The organism is Chryseobacterium sp. C2(2020), from assembly GCF_014218915.1.
Classification (GTDB): domain Bacteria; phylum Bacteroidota; class Bacteroidia; order Flavobacteriales; family Weeksellaceae; genus Chryseobacterium; species Chryseobacterium mucoviscidosis.
In genome coordinates, this window is sequence record NZ_JACLCT010000034.1 from 1 (window position 1) to 19365 (window position 19365).

The window sequence follows — 19365 nt, forward strand, 5'->3', positions numbered from 1 at the left end:
TTGAAGAGTTTAACAATCAAAACAAAATTTATCAAAATGTAGCTTAACTTATACTGGAATTTTTATTTGCATATCCAGATTTGCTTTCCTTGAAATTATAATTCTATTTTTGCAAAATGAATTTTATGGATAGTTTAATTGTCATATTGCTGATTTTGGTATTAAATATTACTGCTTATGCCATATTTAAAAAGTATATATATGGTAAGGTAAATGCGGGGATGAAGTTTTTATTGATAAATATGCCTAAAGATATTATTTGGCTGATAATATCATTAATAATAATTGACAAAACAATAGAGAACTTTCTCTTTATTGTGATATGTTTTATTGTGGCTTCTCTCCTTATATATATACCTGTAATAAGACTGATTAATAAATCTTGATTTTTGATGATAAAAATCAATTTTTAATATTGGTAAAGTTTAATAAAATCGATATATTTGCACACGATTAAAAAAGAGATATGAACAGAAAAATTTCTTCATTATTTTTCGCATTTTTATTTGTATTCATTAGTGGTTTCGCTAATGCACAACATGAATCTGAAGGCGAAAAGTCAGCTGAAAAAGTAGAGAACAAAGAAGCCGGAGAGAGCTTCAATGCGACCAAGATGATCATGGAACACATTGGTGATTCAAACGAATGGCATTTATGGACTACAAAAGATGATAACGGCGAAGAACATCATGTTTCTGTTCCTTTACCAGTAATTATTAAGGATAATGAAGGTTGGCATACTTTTCTTTCAAGCAGTATTGCGCATGGTCACGAACATGATGGGTATACTTTAGAAGAAGGTCAGGTGGTTTCTACTAAAGGAATTGAAAAAGCAACATTATTTTCAATTATTAGCGGAAAACAAAAATCAAACGAAGTGTTTTTTGATCTTTCAATCACTAAAAATGCAGCTTCAATGTTCTTGTCAGTTATTTTTATGGCAGTTATTTTCATAGGAATGGCAAGAAATTATAAAAAATCTCAATTACCAAAAGGTGCTGGTAAATTATTAGAGCCGGTAATCGTATTCCTTAGAGATGAGGTGGCAATTCCAAATATCGGGTCTGTAAAGTATAAAAGATATATGCCTTATTTATTAACAGCATTCTTCTTTATTTGGTTTAATAACTTATTCGGGTTAATTCCATTCTTTCCATTTGGTGCAAACCTTACAGGCAACATCGCAATCACTGCGGTTTTGGCAATCATTACATTGTTAATTACATTATTTAGTGCTAATAAAGATTATTGGAAACACATCTTTATGCCGCCAGTTCCAATCTTGTTGTACCCAATCATGGTTCCAATTGAGATTATCGGAATCTTTACAAAACCTTTCGCTTTAATGATGCGACTTTTCGCTAACGTTACAGCAGGACACATTATGATCTTGGCGATTATTTCACTAATCTTCATTTTCAAATCTCCATTCTTAGGATTTGCATCTGTACCATTAGCATTGTTTGTTTCCGTATTGGAATTATTAGTTGCTGCATTACAAGCTTATATCTTTACGGTATTATCGGCATTGTTTATTGGTATTGCAGTTGCGGAGCATGAACACGAGCATGGTCATGAAGAACACGCTCACTAATTAACAAAAAAGAAAAATAATTTTAACTTATATAATTTATTTATTATGGATTTATCAACTGGAGCAGGATTAATTTACGTAGGTATCGGTTTAGCAGTATTAGGAGTAGGTCTTGGTATCGGAAAAATCGGAGGTCACGCAATGGACGCTATCGCTAGACAACCTGAGCAAGCTGGTAAGATTCAAGGAGCAATGCTTATTGCTGCTGGTCTTATTGAAGGTGCTGGTCTTATCGCGATTATCTTTGGTGCTTTCATCAAGTAATTATCCTCAAAAAAACATTCTTAGCAGTTAAGCGGTTGGCTGCTGCTAAGAATTTTAAAAACAATCCATAAAATAACACTTAAAAAAGAATTTACAGATATGGGAATTATAGAACCTGGAATTGGACTTTTGTTTTGGATGACGCTTACTTTTGTTATCCTATTATTTCTTCTTGCAAAATTCGCTTGGAAACCAATTGTAAATGCAGTAAATGATAGAGAGACTTCTATTCAGGATGCACTAAATCAAGCTGTTTTGGCTAAAAAGGAAATGGAAATATTGAAAGCGGATAACGAAAGAATTATTCGTGAGGCTAAAATCGAAAGAGATGCCATCCTTAAAGAAGCAAGAGAAATCAGAGATAAAATCGTAGGTGAAGCTAAAGATGTTGCTAAAGTAGAAGGAGATAAAATGATTGAAGCAGCTAAACAAACCATCAATGCTGAGAAAAATGCTGCTATGGAAGATATCAAAACTCAGATCGGTGCTTTATCTGTAAACATCGCTGAATCTATCCTGAAACAGAAGTTAGACAACAGCGAAGCTCAAAACGAATTAGTTCAGAATTATTTAAACAAATCAAACCTTAACTAAGAATGCTTACATCTAAAGTAGCTAAAAGATACGCACAAGGTTTACTTGACTTCACCAACGAATCAGGTCAAACGGCTACTGTATTTTCTGAAATGAAAGATGTAGTAAAGATCATGAAAGAGTCTGCAGACTTAAACAAATTCTTCATGACACCTTACATCGATTCTAAAAAGAAAGTAGAAGTAGCAAAAGAGATTTTCAAAGGTTTGTCAGCTTCTTCACAGAACTTGATTACTTTGGTAATCAGACACGGTCGTGAAAACCAGTTGAAAAATATTGCTCAGGAATTTATTAACAAAGTTGAAGATATCAGTGGAGTACAGAGAGTAACTGTTACCTCTGCAACTCAGCTTTCCAAAGAAAACCTAGATCAGATTTTAAGAAATTCCAATCTTGTTAATACCAATGCAAATTTTGATTTGCAGATTAACGTAAAACCTGAAATTTTAGGAGGTTACATTTTAAGAGTTGGAGACCAGCAGATCGATGCTTCTGTGAAGTCTAAACTTAACAGTATTAAAAAAGATTTTCATTTAAATTAAGAAAAAAACAACCATACAATGGCAGAAATAAATCCGGCAGAAGTATCTGCGATCTTAAAACAGCAATTGGCCAACTTCGATACTCAATCAAACGTTGAGGAAGTAGGTACAGTTTTAACCATCGGTGATGGTATTGCTCGTGTATACGGGTTAGAAAACGTACAATACGGAGAGTTGGTGAAATTTTCTAGTGATGTAGAAGGTATTGTACTAAACCTTGAAGAAGACAACGTAGGTGTTGCACTACTTGGTGAAAGTAAATTAGTAAAAGAAGGAGATACAGTAAGAAGAACAAACAGAATCTCTTCTATTAAAGTAGGAGAAGGTATGTTAGGAAGAGTAGTGGATACTCTTGGTAACCCTATCGATGGTAAAGGTCCTATTACTGGGGATTTATACGAAATGCCATTGGAAAGAAAAGCTCCCGGAGTTATTTACAGACAGCCGGTAACCGAGCCTTTACAGTCAGGTATCGTTGCAATCGACTCTATGATCCCTGTAGGAAGAGGACAGAGAGAGCTTATCATCGGTGACAGACAGACAGGTAAAACTACTGTTGCGATCGATACGATCATCAACCAAAAAGAATTCTTTGATGCAGGTAACCCTGTATATTGTATATATGTTGCTATCGGACAGAAAGCGTCTACTGTAGCACAAATCGTTAAAACACTTTCTGATAAAGGAGCTTTAGCATATACGGTAATCGTTGCGGCTAACGCATCAGATCCGGTTCCTATGCAGGTATATTCTGCAATGGCAGGAGCTGCGATCGGTGAGTTCTTCAGAGACACCGGAAGACCAGCTTTGATCGTTTATGATGATTTATCTAAACAGGCAGTTGCTTACCGTGAGCTTTCTCTACTTTTAAGAAGACCACCGGGTCGTGAGGCGTATCCTGGAGACGTTTTCTATCTTCACTCAAGATTATTGGAAAGAGCTGCGAAAGTAATCGCGGATGACAATATCGCAAGACAGATGAACGATTTACCTGAGTCTTTAAGACCAATCGTAAAAGGAGGAGGTTCATTAACGGCACTTCCAATTATTGAAACTCAGGCGGGTGACGTTTCTGCGTATATTCCTACCAACGTAATCTCTATTACAGACGGACAGATCTTCTTGGAGTCTGATCTATTCAACTCAGGGGTTCGTCCTGCGATCAACGTAGGTATCTCTGTATCCAGAGTAGGAGGTAACGCTCAGATCAAATCAATGAAAAAAGTTTCTGGTACGCTTAAATTAGACCAGGCTCAGTATAAAGAATTAGAAGCGTTTGCTAAGTTCGGTTCAGACCTTGATGCTGCTACATTAGCGGTAATCTCTAAAGGGGAAAGAAACGTAGAAATCCTTAAGCAGCCGGTAAACTCTCCACTTCCGGTAGACAGCCAGGTTGCAATGATCTATGCAGGAACAGAGAACTTATTGAGAAACGTTCCTATCAGAAAAGTAAAAGAATTCCAGATAGAATACATCGAGTTCCTAAGATCTAAGCATCCGGATACAATGGCTGCCATTAAAGCAGGAAAAATTGATGATTCAATTACAAGTGTTCTTAAGCAGGCTGCTAACGATTTAGCTGCTAAATATAACTAAAAATTAGTTGATGGTTTTTGGTTGATAGTTGACAGAATTTTCTAAAACTAGCAACCAACAACCGACAACCAACAACTAACCCAATATGGCAAACTTAAAAGAAATACGAGGCAGAATTACGTCAATTTCATCTACGATGCAAATTACCCGTGCTATGAAAATGGTTTCCGCTGCGAAGCTTAAAAAAGCACAGGATGCAATCGTAATGTTAAGACCTTATTCTGAGAAATTACAGGAACTTATCCAGAATGTAAATTCAAGTTCAGATCCTGATCAGATTTCTGTTTACGCTCAAAAAAGAGAAGTAAAAAGAATACTTTTCATCGCTATTACTTCAAACAGAGGTCTTGCCGGAGCTTTTAACTCTTCCATCGTTAAGGAACTGAATGCACAGTTTCAAAACAAATCTCAATACGAGGTGGAAGTTCTTTCTGTTGGTAAAAAAGCTTTTGATGCTGTAAGAAGAACGCGTAGGGTGTATGCAAACGAAAGTGCTGTGTATGATAACCTGAACTTCGATGCGGTAGCTCATATTGCAGAAGCAGTAATGGGCAGCTTCAAAGAAGGTAAATTTGATGAAGTTTATTTAATTTATAATAAATTCGTTAATGCAGCGACTCAGGAAGTAACTACAGAACAGCTTCTTCCGATCTCAATGCCTGAAAATACAGAATCTCAGGTAGAAACAGATTATATCTTTGAGCCAAACAGAGAAGAAATCTTAGATAACCTTATTCCTAAGTCAATCAAAACTCAGGTTTTCAAAGCGATCCTGGATTCAGTAGCTTCTGAACACGGAGCGAGAATGACGGCGATGCACAAAGCAACAGACAACGCGCAGGCTTTGAAGAACGATTTGGTCATCTTCTACAACAAAGCAAGACAGGCTGCCATTACAAACGAAATCTTAGAGATCGTTTCCGGAGCAGAAGCCTTGAAAAATTCGTAAAGAATTATTTTAACACAATATTAAAGCATCGTAGATCACGATGCTTTTTTTGTTATTTTTATTTTGTATATATTTGTAGAACTAAATTTATATAATTTCTAAATGGACTCGGACATAGTCAGGCTTTTGCTGGCCTTATTACTTGTTTTACTTAATGGCTTTTTCGTAGCCGCAGAATTTTCAATTGTTAAAGTTCGTTATTCACAGATTCAGATAAAAGCCGCAGAAGGAAATTCTATGGCAAAACAGGCAGAGCATATCATCAAGCATCTTGATGAATATCTTTCAGCCACACAGCTTGGTATTACGTTGGCTTCTCTGGCTTTAGGTTGGGTAGGAGAAAGCGCATTGCACCATATTGTAGAAAATATTTTTCATTCTCTTAGTATTGATCTTAGCCAGGCAACCATCACTTCAATTTCAGTGATTACAAGTTTTGTGCTCATTACGATCATGCACATTGTTTTCGGGGAGCTTATTCCGAAATCCATTGCCATCAGAAAATCAGAATCTACTACAATGGCGACTGCAATTCCGTTAAGAGTTTTTTATACGGTTTTCAAGCCTTTTATTTGGTTGATGAATTTAATGTCTAATACATTTTTAAGACTGGTAAAAATTCATCCGGCTTCAGAACATGAGATCCACTCTACGGAAGAGCTTCAGCTTTTGGTAAAACAAAGCGCCGACAGCGGAGAAATTGAAGAGGAAAATTATGAGATCATTAAAAATGCATTTGATTTTACAGATCATTCTGCAAAACAGATCATGGTTCCGCGTCAGAACATTACTTCCATCGATTTTGAAGAAGATATTAATGAAATCATCAATAAAATCATGGAAAGCGGATATTCCCGTATTCCGGTCTACGAAAATTCTATTGATAACGTGATTGGTGTTTTGTATACCAAGGAAATCATCAGAGAATTTGTAAAAAGAAAAGGCGAACTGAATCATGAAGATCTTAAAGAACTGATGCGTGACGCATTTTTTGTGGTAGGAAGTAAAAAGATTTCAGACTTACTGAAAATTTTCCAGCAGAAAAAGCAGCATTTGGCAATTGTTATTGATGAATTCGGAGGAACTGAAGGAATCATTACTCTTGAAGATATTTTGGAGGAGCTTGTAGGAGAAATTCAGGATGAAGAAGACGACGAAGAAAAAATTGTAGATAAGATTGGAGAAAATACATACTGGGTTCAGGCAACACAGCCGTTGGACGAGATTAATGAATTTATTCCTAAAAAATTACCGCTTTCGGAAGAGAGTGAGTATAATACACTCGCAGGTTTTATTCTTCATGCTTTAGCCGACATTCCGGAAGAAAATCAGGAATTTGATCTGGAAAATTATCATTTCAAGATTCTTAAAATGAACAATAAAAGTGTGGAGCTTGTAGAGTTGGTATATGAAGAACCCAACAGCATTAGTGATCTTGCCGAAAAAATAGGAGAAGTTTAATTTTAATCTATTGTAAACAATTTAAACATGATTTTTTATAACAGTATAAAAGATTACGAAGATCCGAAACGTCAGTACGAAGAAGAAGTTCTCGTATTGGATGAGACCGATGAAGTCTATAAATTGGTTTTGCATAACGATGACGTTCATACGTTTGATTATGTTATTGATTGTCTGATTGAGATTTGCAAACACACGTTAGAACAAGCCGAGCAATGTACAATTCTGGTTCATTTCAAAGGGAAATGCACGGTAAAAACAGGTTCAATGGATCTTTTGAAACCGATGCATGAAAAACTGCTTTCAAGGGAATTAACAAGCGAAATCGTATAAAATTGATCAGCTCCGACTATTGTCGGAGTTTTTTTTATGAGATCAGTCAATTATCGATTCATTAGAAGCCGTAAGCTAAAGTGGAATTTATGATCCTGTGTTTTCGCACAGTATTTTTTCTGAACAATTTCAGCTTTTAATATTTATTTGCATTCAAGTAAAATAGTATATTTGTAAAAACTATAAAGAAACAAAAATAATGCTTGTAATAGGAATTGCAGGAGGTACAGGCTCCGGCAAAACTACGGTTGTTGATAAGATCATTCAGCAGCTTGACATCGAAGGAATGAACATCCTTTCACAGGATAACTATTATCATGATAATCATAATCTTACATTGGCAGAAAGAGAAGCCTTAAATTATGACCATCCCAAATCCATCGATTTTGACCTTCTGATAAAACATGTAAAAGCTTTAAAAAATAACGAATCCATTGAGCAGCCGATTTACAGCTTTGTAACGCATGGAAGAACAGGAGATCACGTTACCGTAGAACCTAAAAATGTATTGGTAGTAGAAGGAATTCTCGTTCTTACCAACAAGGAATTATTGAAGGAATTTGATCTGAAAGTTTTTGTACACGCAGATTCGGATGAAAGACTTATCAGGAGGATCAGAAGAGATACACAGGAAAGAGGAAGAGATCTAAATGAAGTTCTGCACCGTTATCAGACAACTTTGAAGCCGATGCATCAGGAATTTATTGAACCTTCCAAAAATGAAGCGGATCTTATCATCCCGAATATGAGACAGAATTCCGTTGCGATAGATTTTTTAACCACCGTTATTAAAAACTCGTTGAGAAAACACTAGAAATGAAAGAAAATAAGCTTATTAAAGACATTCAGCCTAAGTCTGAAACATTCAAACTTATTCAGAAATATTTTTTGAATAAATATACCATTACAATCTGTCTGTTTCTGGTATGGATGATTTTCTTTGATAAAACTTCTTTTCTGGTAATTAATGAACTGAACGGCGAAATCAGCAAATACGAAGAACAGCTTCAATACTATAAAACCGAATACGAAAAGAACGATGCGTTTTATAAAAAGCTGATGAACAACAAATCTGAAAAAGAAAAATACGCAAGAGAAAACTACTTCATGAAAAAGCCGGATGAAGAAATTTTTATTCTGGTAGTTGACAGCGCAAACGCGAAAAAATAATTTTTTTTAATGAATTGTCAATAATGAATTTTGCTTCGCAAGTAAATTTTAAAAAATAATTGTTCGTCATTTATCATCATTGAAAAACCTTTGCGTTAGGATTATAATCAAGTAAAAATTGATGAATAAAATCGGATTGACTATTGACCATTCACAAATTCATACAAAAACTATGTCAAATACAGCCTGGGAAAATTTAGTAAAAAAACAGCTTAAAACAGACGATATTTATCCAATCCTTAGCAAAGAAAATCTGGAAGGAATTGTGGTGAAACCTTTCTACGATTCTGTGCAGGAACCATTCGTAAATCTGCCGAAAATTGAAGAAAGCACCCATTTGGTAGCAAAATATCATGAAAGTTTGGAAGAAGATGTTTTTGCATTTATTTTAGACCAAAATGTAGAAAACCTCGAACAGAAAACCATTTTCATAAACAATGAAGAGTTGGCGGGACACATCAGTCCCGAAGAACAGGATCAGTACTTTTCACTAATTGATGTTTTTGATGAAAAACAAGCTGTAATTAAAGATCAGTTGGTCAAAGAATTACTCGCAAAACAGTTCAGAAGAAATATTTGTATAGATATTTCCCTTCATCAGAACGCTGGAGCCTCTATTGTTCAGCAATTGGGAATTGCTTTGGCAAAAGCCAAAGAACTTGTAGAAATCTACGGTTCAGAAATTGTAAACAAACTCATCTTCAGAATAGCAGTTAGTGGAAACTATTTCTTCGAAATGGCAAAACTGAGAGCCTTTAAAATAGTTTTCAATCAATTGTCAAAAGAATACGATCTTGACGAAATTCCCTACATTTTTGCAGAAACTTCCCTGAGAAATAAAGCCGTTTCCGATAATGAAAACAACCTGATCCGCTCTACTCTTGAACTGGCTGCAGCCATGATCGGCGGTGCAGATGCCGTTTTCAGCAATAATTATCTGGTAGAAAAAAGTACCGAAAATTCAGAAGAAATTTCTTTCAAACAGCAAATTGTTCTTGCGTATGAAAGCATCATCAATGTTTTTGAAGATGCATCTAACGGAAGTTATTATGTAGAAGATATTACTCGGCAGATTGCGGAAAAATCTTGGGCATTTTTTGTGGAAATAGAGGAGAACGGAGGCTATCTCGAACTTTTGAAGCAGGGAACTGTTCAGAAAAAAATCTACGATCACGCCATTAAAGAGCAGAAGTGGGTGGAAGAAGGAAAAATAAAGCTGATTGGCGTTAATTTATACCCGAAATTAGACGTTAAAAAGTCTATTGAGGAATTATACAGCGAAAAAGAAATTAAAGCCGTTCGATGGGCGGAAATGTTTGAGTAATTCTTGAAAATATCCTGAAAAGATAGATCCATTATCACCAGATACAATGCTGTTCAAAAAAGAATCTGATTTGTAACTTAGTATGAAAGAAAAATTAGTTGATTTATTCGAATATACTTATCATTTCAACAAAGAAATGATTAAAATTATTTCTGAAAATCTTGAAAAGGTTGATGAAAAAACAATCAGTCTTATCAATCATACTTTAAATGCCCAACAAATTTGGAATTCCCGGATTTTAAATGAAAAATCTTTTGAGGTTTGGCAAATTAATCCTTTTGAAAATTTAGAAGGAATTAATCAGCTAAACTTTAATAAAACCCTTGAAATTGTTCAGAAATTTGATCCGGATCAAAAAATTGAATATCAGAATTCAAGAGGAAAAAAGTTTGAAAACACAGTTTTCGAAATGCTTTTTCAGGCAATTAATCATTCCACTTATCACAGAGGACAAATCAATTCGTTATTGAAACAAAGCGGAATTACTCCTGTTTTAACGGATTACATTTTTTATAAAAGATAAAAAACTTTGAAAAAAGAAATTTTATATCAGGAAATTCAGCAATTTATCAATGCAAATCTAAGCGCAGATTTGCATTCTTTGTTATTAAAAAAATCCCCGTTTCCGGAAGTTTCTATACAGGAAATTGTTCAGCAGATCAAAGGAAAGCAGGTTGCAAAGAAGAAATTTCCGTTTCTGCTGAAAGAAGGAATTATTTTTCCGCCACAACTGAATTTAGAACAGTCTTCCTCCGAAAAAACAGCATTGTATAAATCTGAGATCTTAAAAGGTAAAAAGTTTATCGATTTAACCAGTGGCTTTGGAATTGATGCTTATTATTTATCAAAAAATTTCGAAGAAATAACTTTGGTGGAACAAAATGCTGAACTTCTGGCAATTGTTGAACACAATTGGAACGTTTTAGGCAGAAAAGCAAAATTTATCAACCAGAAGCTGGAAGATTTTTTACACGAAAATACAGAAACTTTCGATCTAATCTATCTCGATCCTGCGCGAAGAGACAATCATAAGAATAAAGTTTTCCTTTTGGAAGATCTTTCGCCCAATATTCTTGAAATTCAGAAAAAATTATTGTCAATTTCAGCAGAAGTTGTTATAAAACTTTCACCATTAATTGATCTCAAATATCTGGTATCGGTTTTACCAAACATTTTCAGGATTGATATTATTGCCTTGAAAAACGATGTCAAAGAAGTTGTTGTATTTCTGTCAAACCAAAATTCAGACAAAATTATCTGTCATTGTGTAAACCTTGAAAGTGAAGAATCGATGTTTACATTCACATTTGGAGATGAAGAAACTACTGTTGCAGAATTTGGTGAACCTGAAAAATACATCTACATTCCCAATAATTCGGTTTTAAAAGCCGGAGTTTTTAATGCAATCTCAGAAAAATTCAGATTAAAAAAACTACATCCCAATACACATCTTTACACGTCAAATCAAAAGATAACTGATTTTCCAGGAAGGATTTTAGAGATGGAAGTTATTGATGCTAAACAGATTGTAAAGAAAAGTCAGTTCAACATCATTTCCAAAAATTATCCTCTAAAACCTGAAGAAATTAAGAAGAAATACAATCTGAAGGATGGTGGGGATAGCTATCTTATTTTTACACAATCCAAAAAAGGAAAAATTATACTAAAATCAGTATAAAAATGTTGCCGAAAAAAATAGGAATCCTTAATTTTGGGCAATTAAAAATTAAAATAAGAATCGTCTTTTGCTTATCCAGACAAAATGATTCTGATGACCTTAAAAAAATAAATTTTACATATGAAAAAATTAGTTATATGTTTAGCGATCGCAGCAATGGCTGTAAGCTGTAAAAAAGTAGCTGCAGGAGGAAACAAGAATACTCTGAAACTTGAAGAAGGAGCAGAAAGATATTCAGACGATCCTCAAGGTGAAGGTCATGGTCACGAAGCTGCAACAATGCATACAGAAGAGGCAACTGCAGAAAAGCACGAAGCTGAAGCGCCGAAAACAGACAGTACAGCAACTGCAAAATCTGCCGAAGCTAAAGAAGCTCCAAAAGCTGAACACTAATTAAAAGTACCATATAAAATCTCCCGCAGCAATGTGGGAGATTTTTTTTGGAGCTGTTTCGCGCTTTCCGCACTCGCTATTTTCTGGGTTTCGGCGCGGCGAAGCCGCGCCGAAACCCAGAAAATGAGCTCAGACAAATGCTGCAATCACGGCTAAACTTAAGTCTGTGATTTAATTTGAGGAGTAAAATACCTTTCAGATTAATATTTTTAGAAAACACACTTCAGACCTGAGGAAAATTATACGTTTTTGTTTGTTCCTGAGAAGCAAATTTTTTACTTTTAGCAAAATAATATTTTACAATGCAAGAGACATTAAATTACATCAGCGAAAACAAACAGCGTTTCGTCGATGAATTATTTGAATTACTGAGAATACCTTCCATTTCTGCAGATCCTGCGTATAAAAACGATGTGCTAAAATGTGCGGAAGTAGTGGCAGAATATCTTAAAAATGCGGGAGCAGATAACGTGGAAGTTTGCCAGACCAAAGGATATCCTATCGTTTACGGAGAAAAAATTTTAAATACAGATTTGCCAACAGTTTTAGTGTACGGACATTATGATGTTCAGCCTGCAGATCCGTTGGAACTATGGACAAAGCCACCATTCGAACCGTATATCGAAAAAACCGAACTGCATCCTGAAGGAGCCATCTTTGCAAGAGGTTCAGCAGACGATAAAGGACAGTTTTTCATGCATCTTAAAGCTTTTGAAGCCATGATGAAAACCAATGCGCTTCCTTGTAATGTAAAATTTATTTTAGAAGGAGAGGAAGAAGTAGGTTCTGTAAGTTTAGGAGATTGGGTGAATGAAAACAAAGAAAAACTTTCTTGTGACTGTATTCTGATTTCAGATACCCATATTTACAGCAACGAGCAGCCTACGGTAACAACAGGTTTAAGAGGGTTAAGCTATGTGGAAGTAGAGGTGGAAGGTCCGAACAGAGACCTGCATTCCGGGCTTTACGGAGGGGCAGTTCCAAACCCGATCCACGTACTGTCTAGAATGATTGCGAATCTGATTGATGAAGACGGACATATTACCATCGATGGATTCTATGATAATGTGGAAACCGTTTCAGATTCAGACAGAGCAGATATGAACAAGCTGAAAGATAATCCTGAAGAATTCAAAAAATCTATCGGATTAAACGGTGTGGAAGGAGAAAAAGGATATACCACTTTGGAAAGAACATCTATCCGTCCAACATTAGACTGCAACGGAATCTGGGGAGGTTATACCGGAGAAGGAGCAAAAACCGTAATTCCTTCAAAAGCTTTTGCCAAAATCTCAATGCGTCTGGTTCCTTATCAGACTCCGGAAGAAATCACCGAAAAATTCACAAAATATTTTGAAAAAATTGCTCCTAAAAATGTAAAAGTAAAAGTTACTCCGCATCATGGAGGAATGCCTTATGTTTTACCAACCGATACCAAAGAATTTATGGCAGCAAAACAGGCAATGGAATCAGCCTTCGGAAAAGAAGTGCTTCCATACAGAGGAGGAGGCAGTATCCCGATTACCGCTATGTTTGAGCAGGTTTTGGGAGCTAAATCCGTTTTAATGGGCTTCGGATTAGACTCTGATGCCATCCATTCTCCAAACGAACATTACGGATTATTCAATTTTTATAAAGGAATTGAAAGCATTCCGTTATTTTTCGAGAATTATTCCAAGTAAATTTTAACAATCAATAAATGAGTCCCTTAGATTTTTTTCTAAGGGATTTTTTTATATATTTAACATGCTAATAAATTAATTGAAATCTAATGAAAAAAATTCTACTTTTTATTTCCGGAATACTTTCTATAGGCAGTATTTACGGACAGGTTATTGACAGCCAGAATTTTAACAGCTTAACGCCCGGAAATGTTGGCACAAACTTTACAGGAGCTTCTGCAGGGCAGGGAGGCTATTATCTGTTAAACGGTGTTGCTTCAGATTACCAGATCGCTACTATTGATGCTACTCATGCAAATTCATTAAAAATTACAGCGGGTTCAGGATATGTAGCGACAAGCGATCCCAACAACCATTCTGTGGTTAAACTGGTAGGAGTTAATGCTACAGCAGGAAATGATATTATCAAAGCGACCTGTAATTTTTATACAGGATCTGCAAACGGTACAGGATCTGTGTACATTACGCTTTTTGATGACGCAACAACTCCCGGAGTAATTGTAAGTCTTATTTACAATGTAGCTACCAAAACCATAACAGCAGGAGGTACATTAACCAATGCCGGAACAAGAGGTTTCTTTGGTATTAAAACTTTAGGAGGAACCTACCCTGCGAACACGTGGGTTAATGTAGGTATGGCGTATAATATGACAACCGGAGTAATGAATTGGTATACTCCACAGGAAAGTTACACTTTCTCTACTCCTCCTTCAGGATATGCCTTAATTCCTGCTTTGGATGTGGGACAATACCGTACTTATAATATTAATGCTTCAGGAAATTCTGTAGCTTATAACTGGGCAATTGATAATTTTAATTTATCTTATTCCAACAATACAATTCTTGCTACTAAAGAAGAAGTTTCGAATACAAAAGAAATTATTGATATTTATCCTAATCCTGCAAAAGATATTGTAACGATTGAAGGTAAAAATAAAATACTTTCAGTATACGTTTATGATCTTTCCGGAAAAAGAATCGATCTTCCTTTAAGCGGAAATAAAGTGAATGTTTCTGGCTTGGCAACGGGAAATTATGTATTGGGAATTAAAACAGATCAAGGTTTAATTACTAAAAAACTGATTAAAGAATAGAAAAGAAATTGTTTATATTAAAAACGGCTGCATTATCATAAATGCAGCCGTTTTAGTTAAAATAATACATTAAAAATGTGGTATCAGTGTTATATTTTAAATATAATTGTTTTATTTTCAAAATATTATTAATATATTTATAAAACTAAATTTTAATGATATGAGAAAAATTTTACTACTCGGCTCAATTCTGAGCCTGGTCTCAATGAATGCGCAGACCAACGTTTACAGCTATGGTTTTGATACCGCTTTCACAAACTGGACAACCTCTAATCAGAGCAGTCCGGTAACCACTTCGGTCTGGACAAAAGCAACCTACGCGACCCCTCTTACAAATCCTCTGTTCGGGAGCGGCAATACCACCACTGTTCCTGTAGGACAGGCAGGAGGTGCAAATTCTTTTGCGTTGGTAAATTACACAAGTACATCAGGAGCGGGGACAATCAGCAACTGGTTATTTACAAATGCCATAGACGTAAAAGATGGAGATATTGTGAGCTTTTATTCCAGAAAGGGAACAGACGGAACGATAGACTATCCCGATCGTCTGGAGCTGAGATATGCATTGGCAGCCGGTGCGGTTCTTCCTACAACAGGAGCTTCCGCTGTCGGATCTTTTACCAACTTAGGAGTATCTGTGAATCCAAATCTGGCTTCAGGTTTTGTTTATCCTAAAACATGGACCAAATACAGCTTTAACGTTACAGGAGTAGGTGCAAATCCGGTTCCGGTAAGATTTGCCTTTAGATATTACGTTACAGACGGAGGACCAAGCGGAAGCAATTCGGATCTTATAGGAATCGATACTTTTTCTATTGACAGACCTACATTATCTACCAATGATGTTGCCTTAAATGAAAAAAGCATATCTGTATATCCAAACCCTACAACAGATTACATATCCATCAAATCAGCAGACAAATTCAGCAATATCGAAGTTTTTGACATTGCAGGTAAAAAAGTTGAGGTAAAAGTGGAAGGAGATAAGATAAATGTAAAACATCTCAATTCCGGATCATACATCATCAGCATGGAATCCAAAGGAAATAAAATCTCTCAGAAATTCATCAAAAAATAAATAAATTCTATATTATTTTCAAAGCGCTTCGATTCGAAGCGCTTTTTTATTTGAATCAGTAAACTGACAAATGTTAGGCAATAAAAATTACTTTATTTAAAGCATTTTTGTTATTTTTAAGAACTTAAATTCGCAATAATTATGATCGATAATAAAGTAGCATACATCACAGGTGGAACCAAAGGCATCGGTTTCGGAATTGCCAAAATTTTGCTTGAAAACGGAGTTTCGGTTGCATTTTCGGGAAGAAAAAAGGAAGATGTGGAAAAAGCTGAACAGGATTTAAAGCAGATTTCTGAAAACGTTCTGGGAATTGTATCGGATGTAAAAGTTCTTGAAAACGAAGAAAAAGCGGTACAACAGACAAAAGAAAAATTTGGCAGACTCGATTTTGTGATTGCAAATGCCGGTTTGGGAATTTTTAAGCCTGTGGATGAACTTTCTCCTGAAGAGTGGAAGGATATGATTGAAACAAATCTGACAGGTGTTTTCTACACATTAAAAGCTTCCGTGGAAGAACTGAAAAAAACAGAAGGATATTACATCACCGTTTCAAGTCTGGCGGGAGCGAATTTCTTTGAAAACGGAACAGGCTATAATGCCTCAAAATTTGGCGTAGTAGGTTTCACACAGGCTGCAATGATCGATTTAAGAAAATACAATATCAAATCTACGGTAATTATGCCGGGTTCTGTAGCCACGCATTTCAACGGAAATATTCCTTCGGAAAAAGACGCATGGAAGATCCAGCCCGAAGATATGGGGAATCTGGTTTTGGATATTTTAAAAATGAACCCAAGAGTTTTACCGAGTAAGATCGAATTTCGGGCAACAAAACCCGCTAAATAATGACTTTAATGCATTGAATAGTAAAATAATAAGTACTATGCATGCATAATATATTTTTTATTTATATTAGCAACAGATAATTGAGTTACAATTTAAAGAAACATTAAATTAATTAAGGGCTAAAAAATAGTACACATGAAACCGAAAAGTTTCATCTGACCATTAAAACAATAAGAACAACATATGAAAATATTAGTTTGTATAAGTAGTGTTCCGGATACTACTTCCAAAATTAACTTTACAGCGGATAAATCTGCATTCGACAAAAACGGAATTCAGTGGGTAATTAATCCTCTTGACGAATTTGCGTTAACAAAAGCAATAAAATTACAGGAATCTCAAGGTGCTACAGTTACAGTAATTAATGTAGGAGATGTTTCTACAGAGCCTGTTGTAAGAAAAGCTTTGGCAATCGGAGCAAACGATGCTGTAAGAGTAAATCTTGATCCTAAAGACAGTTTCTCTACAGCTAAAGAAATTGCAGCAGTTGCACAAAACGGAGGATATGACTTAATCCTTTGCGGGAAAGAATCAATCGACTATAACGGAGGTTCTGTTCCGGGAATGGTGGCTCAGTTATTAAACCAGCCTTTCGTAAACGCATCTGTAGGACTTGACGTAAACGGAAGCGAAGCTACTGCTGTAAGAGAAATTGAAGGAGGTAAAGAAACCATTTCTGTAAAATTACCGGCTGTAATCGCGGGTCAGAAAGGATTGGTAGACGAAAAAGATCTTATCATTCCTAACATGAGAGGAATTATGTCTGCAAGAACAAAACCTTTGCAGGTAGTGGAACCTACTTCTTCTGAGGTGAAAGTTCAGGGAGTTTCTTATGACAGCGTTCCGCCAAGAGCAGCCGTAAAATTGGTTTCTCCGGATAATTTGGATGAATTGGTAAGATTACTTCACGAAGAAGCGAAAGTTATCTAATATTGAGGCTAAGACTGAGTTTTGGATTTAAATTTAAATTCTAAATCTTAGCCTAAACCTAAACCTTTAATTTTTTAAAATTCAAAAAATGGCAGTATTCGTATACGCAGAAAATATAAACGGAGTTTACAAAAAAGCGGCTTTTGAAGCAGTTTCTTATGCTAAAGCTATTGCAGATCAGGCAGGAGATACCGTAACGGCAATCTCTGTAAACCCTACAGATTCTTCAGATCTATTGTATAAATATGGAGCATCAAATGTAATCAACATCAAAGACGAAGGTCTTAAAAGTTTCTCCGCTAAAGCTTACGCTCAGGCGGTAAGTGAAGTGGCAAACGGAAACATCATCGTTTTCCCTCATACAACAGATGCCTCTTCCATCGCTCCGATGTTGGCAGTAATGAACGGACATTCTTTAGTTACGAATGTACTGGAAGCTCCTGAAAGCCTTTCTCCGTTTCAGGTGAAAAGAAGAGCTTTTTCAGGAAAAGGATTTATGCATGCAAAAGCAGAAGGGAACGGAGTTATTGTAACAGTATCCCAAAACGCTTTCGGAGTGAAGGAAAGTACAGTTTCAGGTTCAGAAGAAGTAAAAAATCTGTCTGTAGCAAATGAAGATACTAAAGTAATCTCTCACGAGCAGAGTTCAGGAAAATTAGATCTTAAAGAAGCGGAAGTCGTTGTTTCAGCAGGAAGAGGAATGAAAGGTCCTGAAAACTGGGGAATGGTAGAAGATCTTGCAAACGTTTTGGGTGCAGCTACAGCTTGTTCCAAGCCGGTTTCAGACATTGGATGGAGACCTCACTCAGAACACGTAGGACAAACAGGTAAAGCAATCTCTCCAAATCTTTATATTGCCATCGGTATTTCCGGAGCAATTCAGCATTTGGCGGGAGTAAACTCTTCTAAAACAATCGTTGCAATCAACAGTGATCCTGAAGCACCGTTCTTCAAATCAGCAGATTATGGAGTAGTAGGAGACGCTTTCCAGATTATCCCTGCATTAACAGAAAAAATTAAAGCTCTTAAAGGATAAAAAAAAGTGAATTGATAATCGTCAATTATTTCAGATATAAATTTTTAATGGATATCTCGAAAAATTCACTTACGAAGTAAAATTGGCAATGTCGTTAATTCACAATTCGCATATAAAAGCCCATTTCGGGCTTTTATTTTTGTCTAAAAAGTAAAAAAAACTTTGAAAAATTAATCTATATTTGTAGCTATGGATTATAAACAGTTAATTATACGCGGGATATCGTACAGCCAGACACAATCCGGGGCGTACGCACTACTATTGGAACATGAAGAAACACATATTAAATTACCTGTTGTTATAGGGAATTTTGAGGCACAATCCATTTCTTTGGGGCTTGAGAAAGACATTCATCCCCCTCGTCCTCTTACACACGATTTATTTACAAAATTTATACATTCTGCAAATTACGAACTTGTATCCGTTATCATCTATCAGATTGTAGACGGCGTTTTCTTCTCAAATATCAACTTTAAAAATAAGGCAACCGACGAAGAGCTTATCTTAGATGCAAGAACTTCCGATGCGGTAGCGATGGCAGTGCGGTTTGATGCGCCTATTTTTACCACACAACAGGTGCTGAACGAAGCAGGAATTCTTCTGGAACTGGAAGATGTATCCAAAGAAGAGCAGTCATTTTCCGAAACCGTTCAGGCAGAAGATAATCTGAAATCCATTTCAATGGAAGAATTGCAAAAGTTATTGGATGAAGCGGTAAAAGAAGAAGATTACGATACTGCTCTTGAAATTCAGGAAGAAATCAAGAGGAGAAAGAAAAAAATTGACTAAAAGAGATTA

General features: G+C 35.7%; 21 protein-coding genes. All 21 read left to right on the top strand.

All coding sequences use genetic code 11. From position 1 onward, the window contains the following. Positions 1-466: 466 nt before the first annotated feature. Entirely contained in the window at positions 467-1594 is a 1128-nt protein-coding gene (gene atpB / locus H6W52_RS16620) for a F0F1 ATP synthase subunit A (RefSeq protein ID WP_087710375.1), read from the top strand. A 45-nt stretch (positions 1595-1639) separates the two neighbouring features. Continuing rightward, positions 1640-1858, top strand: coding sequence for an ATP synthase F0 subunit C (locus H6W52_RS16625; protein ID WP_007844726.1), 219 nt, complete (start codon positions 1640-1642; stop codon positions 1856-1858). Between the two features lie 99 nt (positions 1859-1957). Next, positions 1958-2452: a F0F1 ATP synthase subunit B gene (locus tag H6W52_RS16630; protein WP_116099214.1), complete on the top strand. Its 495-nt coding sequence runs from the start codon at positions 1958-1960 to the stop codon at positions 2450-2452. A 2-nt stretch (positions 2453-2454) separates the two neighbouring features. Continuing rightward, positions 2455-2994: an ATP synthase F1 subunit delta gene (gene atpH, locus H6W52_RS16635; protein ID WP_116099213.1), complete on the top strand. Its 540-nt coding sequence runs from the start codon at positions 2455-2457 to the stop codon at positions 2992-2994. An 18-nt stretch (positions 2995-3012) separates the two neighbouring features. Continuing rightward, complete coding sequence (atpA, locus tag H6W52_RS16640; RefSeq protein WP_076390063.1) at positions 3013-4590, top strand: F0F1 ATP synthase subunit alpha; 1578 nt, start codon at positions 3013-3015, stop codon at positions 4588-4590. A gap of 85 nt (positions 4591-4675) precedes the next feature. Then, positions 4676-5539, top strand: a complete 864-nt coding sequence (gene atpG / locus H6W52_RS16645; RefSeq protein WP_116099212.1) for an ATP synthase F1 subunit gamma — start codon at positions 4676-4678, stop codon at positions 5537-5539. 102 nt (positions 5540-5641) lie between these two features. Further along, positions 5642-7000: a hemolysin family protein gene (locus H6W52_RS16650; RefSeq protein ID WP_087710367.1), complete on the top strand. Its 1359-nt coding sequence runs from the start codon at positions 5642-5644 to the stop codon at positions 6998-7000. Between the two features lie 27 nt (positions 7001-7027). Beyond that, a complete protein-coding gene (locus H6W52_RS16655) occupies positions 7028-7333 on the top strand; it encodes an ATP-dependent Clp protease adaptor ClpS (RefSeq protein ID WP_087710365.1) in 306 nt (101 codons plus the stop codon). A 199-nt stretch (positions 7334-7532) separates the two neighbouring features. Beyond that, positions 7533-8147: a uridine kinase gene (udk, locus tag H6W52_RS16660; protein WP_076390068.1), complete on the top strand. Its 615-nt coding sequence runs from the start codon at positions 7533-7535 to the stop codon at positions 8145-8147. A 2-nt stretch (positions 8148-8149) separates the two neighbouring features. Then, positions 8150-8503 carry an FtsB family cell division protein gene (locus H6W52_RS16665; protein ID WP_076390069.1) on the top strand — a complete coding sequence of 118 codons (354 nt, stop codon included), beginning with the start codon at positions 8150-8152 and terminating at the stop codon, positions 8501-8503. Between the two features lie 172 nt (positions 8504-8675). Continuing rightward, complete coding sequence (locus tag H6W52_RS16670) at positions 8676-9827, top strand: methylmalonyl-CoA mutase family protein (protein ID WP_116099216.1); 1152 nt, start codon at positions 8676-8678, stop codon at positions 9825-9827. A gap of 82 nt (positions 9828-9909) precedes the next feature. Continuing rightward, positions 9910-10350 (top strand): DinB family protein, encoded by a 441-nt coding sequence (locus H6W52_RS16675; protein WP_116099211.1) that lies wholly within the window; start codon positions 9910-9912, stop codon positions 10348-10350. Between the two features lie 6 nt (positions 10351-10356). Further along, positions 10357-11505, top strand: coding sequence for a THUMP-like domain-containing protein (locus H6W52_RS16680; RefSeq protein ID WP_116099210.1), 1149 nt, complete (start codon positions 10357-10359; stop codon positions 11503-11505). Positions 11506-11625: 120 nt separating this feature from the next. After that, positions 11626-11898 carry a hypothetical protein gene (locus H6W52_RS16685; RefSeq protein ID WP_116099209.1) on the top strand — a complete coding sequence of 91 codons (273 nt, stop codon included), beginning with the start codon at positions 11626-11628 and terminating at the stop codon, positions 11896-11898. A gap of 302 nt (positions 11899-12200) precedes the next feature. Beyond that, complete coding sequence (locus H6W52_RS16690) at positions 12201-13580, top strand: dipeptidase (protein ID WP_116099208.1); 1380 nt, start codon at positions 12201-12203, stop codon at positions 13578-13580. A gap of 89 nt (positions 13581-13669) precedes the next feature. Continuing rightward, complete coding sequence (locus H6W52_RS16695) at positions 13670-14674, top strand: T9SS type A sorting domain-containing protein (protein WP_116099207.1); 1005 nt, start codon at positions 13670-13672, stop codon at positions 14672-14674. 160 nt (positions 14675-14834) lie between these two features. Next, positions 14835-15752: a T9SS-dependent choice-of-anchor J family protein gene (locus H6W52_RS16700; protein WP_116099206.1), complete on the top strand. Its 918-nt coding sequence runs from the start codon at positions 14835-14837 to the stop codon at positions 15750-15752. 141 nt (positions 15753-15893) lie between these two features. Further along, the gene (locus tag H6W52_RS16705) at positions 15894-16601 is read left to right on the top strand and encodes an SDR family oxidoreductase (protein ID WP_116099205.1); all 708 of its coding nucleotides are present in this window, start codon (positions 15894-15896) and stop codon (positions 16599-16601) included. 183 nt (positions 16602-16784) lie between these two features. Then, positions 16785-17531: an electron transfer flavoprotein subunit beta/FixA family protein gene (locus H6W52_RS16710; protein WP_116099204.1), complete on the top strand. Its 747-nt coding sequence runs from the start codon at positions 16785-16787 to the stop codon at positions 17529-17531. A gap of 88 nt (positions 17532-17619) precedes the next feature. Further along, the gene (locus H6W52_RS16715; protein WP_116099203.1) at positions 17620-18567 is read left to right on the top strand and encodes an electron transfer flavoprotein subunit alpha/FixB family protein; all 948 of its coding nucleotides are present in this window, start codon (positions 17620-17622) and stop codon (positions 18565-18567) included. Between the two features lie 189 nt (positions 18568-18756). Then, entirely contained in the window at positions 18757-19356 is a 600-nt protein-coding gene (locus tag H6W52_RS16720; protein WP_116099202.1) for a bifunctional nuclease family protein, read from the top strand. Positions 19357-19365: the final 9 nt, after the last annotated feature.

Bases quoted from the DNA above. Each gene is read 5' to 3' on its own strand.
- atpB (WP_087710375.1), top strand. From the start codon at position 467: ATGAACAGAAAAATTTCTTCATTATTTTTCGCATTTTTATTTGTATTC.
- H6W52_RS16625 (WP_007844726.1), top strand. From the start codon at position 1,640: ATGGATTTATCAACTGGAGCAGGATTAATTTACGTAGGTATCGGTTTA.
- H6W52_RS16630 (WP_116099214.1), top strand. From the start codon at position 1,958: ATGGGAATTATAGAACCTGGAATTGGACTTTTGTTTTGGATGACGCTT.
- atpH (WP_116099213.1), top strand. From the start codon at position 2,455: ATGCTTACATCTAAAGTAGCTAAAAGATACGCACAAGGTTTACTTGAC.
- atpA (WP_076390063.1), top strand. From the start codon at position 3,013: ATGGCAGAAATAAATCCGGCAGAAGTATCTGCGATCTTAAAACAGCAA.
- atpG (WP_116099212.1), top strand. From the start codon at position 4,676: ATGGCAAACTTAAAAGAAATACGAGGCAGAATTACGTCAATTTCATCT.
- H6W52_RS16650 (WP_087710367.1), top strand. From the start codon at position 5,642: ATGGACTCGGACATAGTCAGGCTTTTGCTGGCCTTATTACTTGTTTTA.
- H6W52_RS16655 (WP_087710365.1), top strand. From the start codon at position 7,028: ATGATTTTTTATAACAGTATAAAAGATTACGAAGATCCGAAACGTCAG.
- udk (WP_076390068.1), top strand. From the start codon at position 7,533: ATGCTTGTAATAGGAATTGCAGGAGGTACAGGCTCCGGCAAAACTACG.
- H6W52_RS16665 (WP_076390069.1), top strand. From the start codon at position 8,150: ATGAAAGAAAATAAGCTTATTAAAGACATTCAGCCTAAGTCTGAAACA.
- H6W52_RS16670 (WP_116099216.1), top strand. From the start codon at position 8,676: ATGTCAAATACAGCCTGGGAAAATTTAGTAAAAAAACAGCTTAAAACA.
- H6W52_RS16675 (WP_116099211.1), top strand. From the start codon at position 9,910: ATGAAAGAAAAATTAGTTGATTTATTCGAATATACTTATCATTTCAAC.
- H6W52_RS16685 (WP_116099209.1), top strand. From the start codon at position 11,626: ATGAAAAAATTAGTTATATGTTTAGCGATCGCAGCAATGGCTGTAAGC.
- H6W52_RS16690 (WP_116099208.1), top strand. From the start codon at position 12,201: ATGCAAGAGACATTAAATTACATCAGCGAAAACAAACAGCGTTTCGTC.
- H6W52_RS16695 (WP_116099207.1), top strand. From the start codon at position 13,670: ATGAAAAAAATTCTACTTTTTATTTCCGGAATACTTTCTATAGGCAGT.
- H6W52_RS16700 (WP_116099206.1), top strand. From the start codon at position 14,835: ATGAGAAAAATTTTACTACTCGGCTCAATTCTGAGCCTGGTCTCAATG.
- H6W52_RS16705 (WP_116099205.1), top strand. From the start codon at position 15,894: ATGATCGATAATAAAGTAGCATACATCACAGGTGGAACCAAAGGCATC.
- H6W52_RS16710 (WP_116099204.1), top strand. From the start codon at position 16,785: ATGAAAATATTAGTTTGTATAAGTAGTGTTCCGGATACTACTTCCAAA.
- H6W52_RS16715 (WP_116099203.1), top strand. From the start codon at position 17,620: ATGGCAGTATTCGTATACGCAGAAAATATAAACGGAGTTTACAAAAAA.
- H6W52_RS16720 (WP_116099202.1), top strand. From the start codon at position 18,757: ATGGATTATAAACAGTTAATTATACGCGGGATATCGTACAGCCAGACA.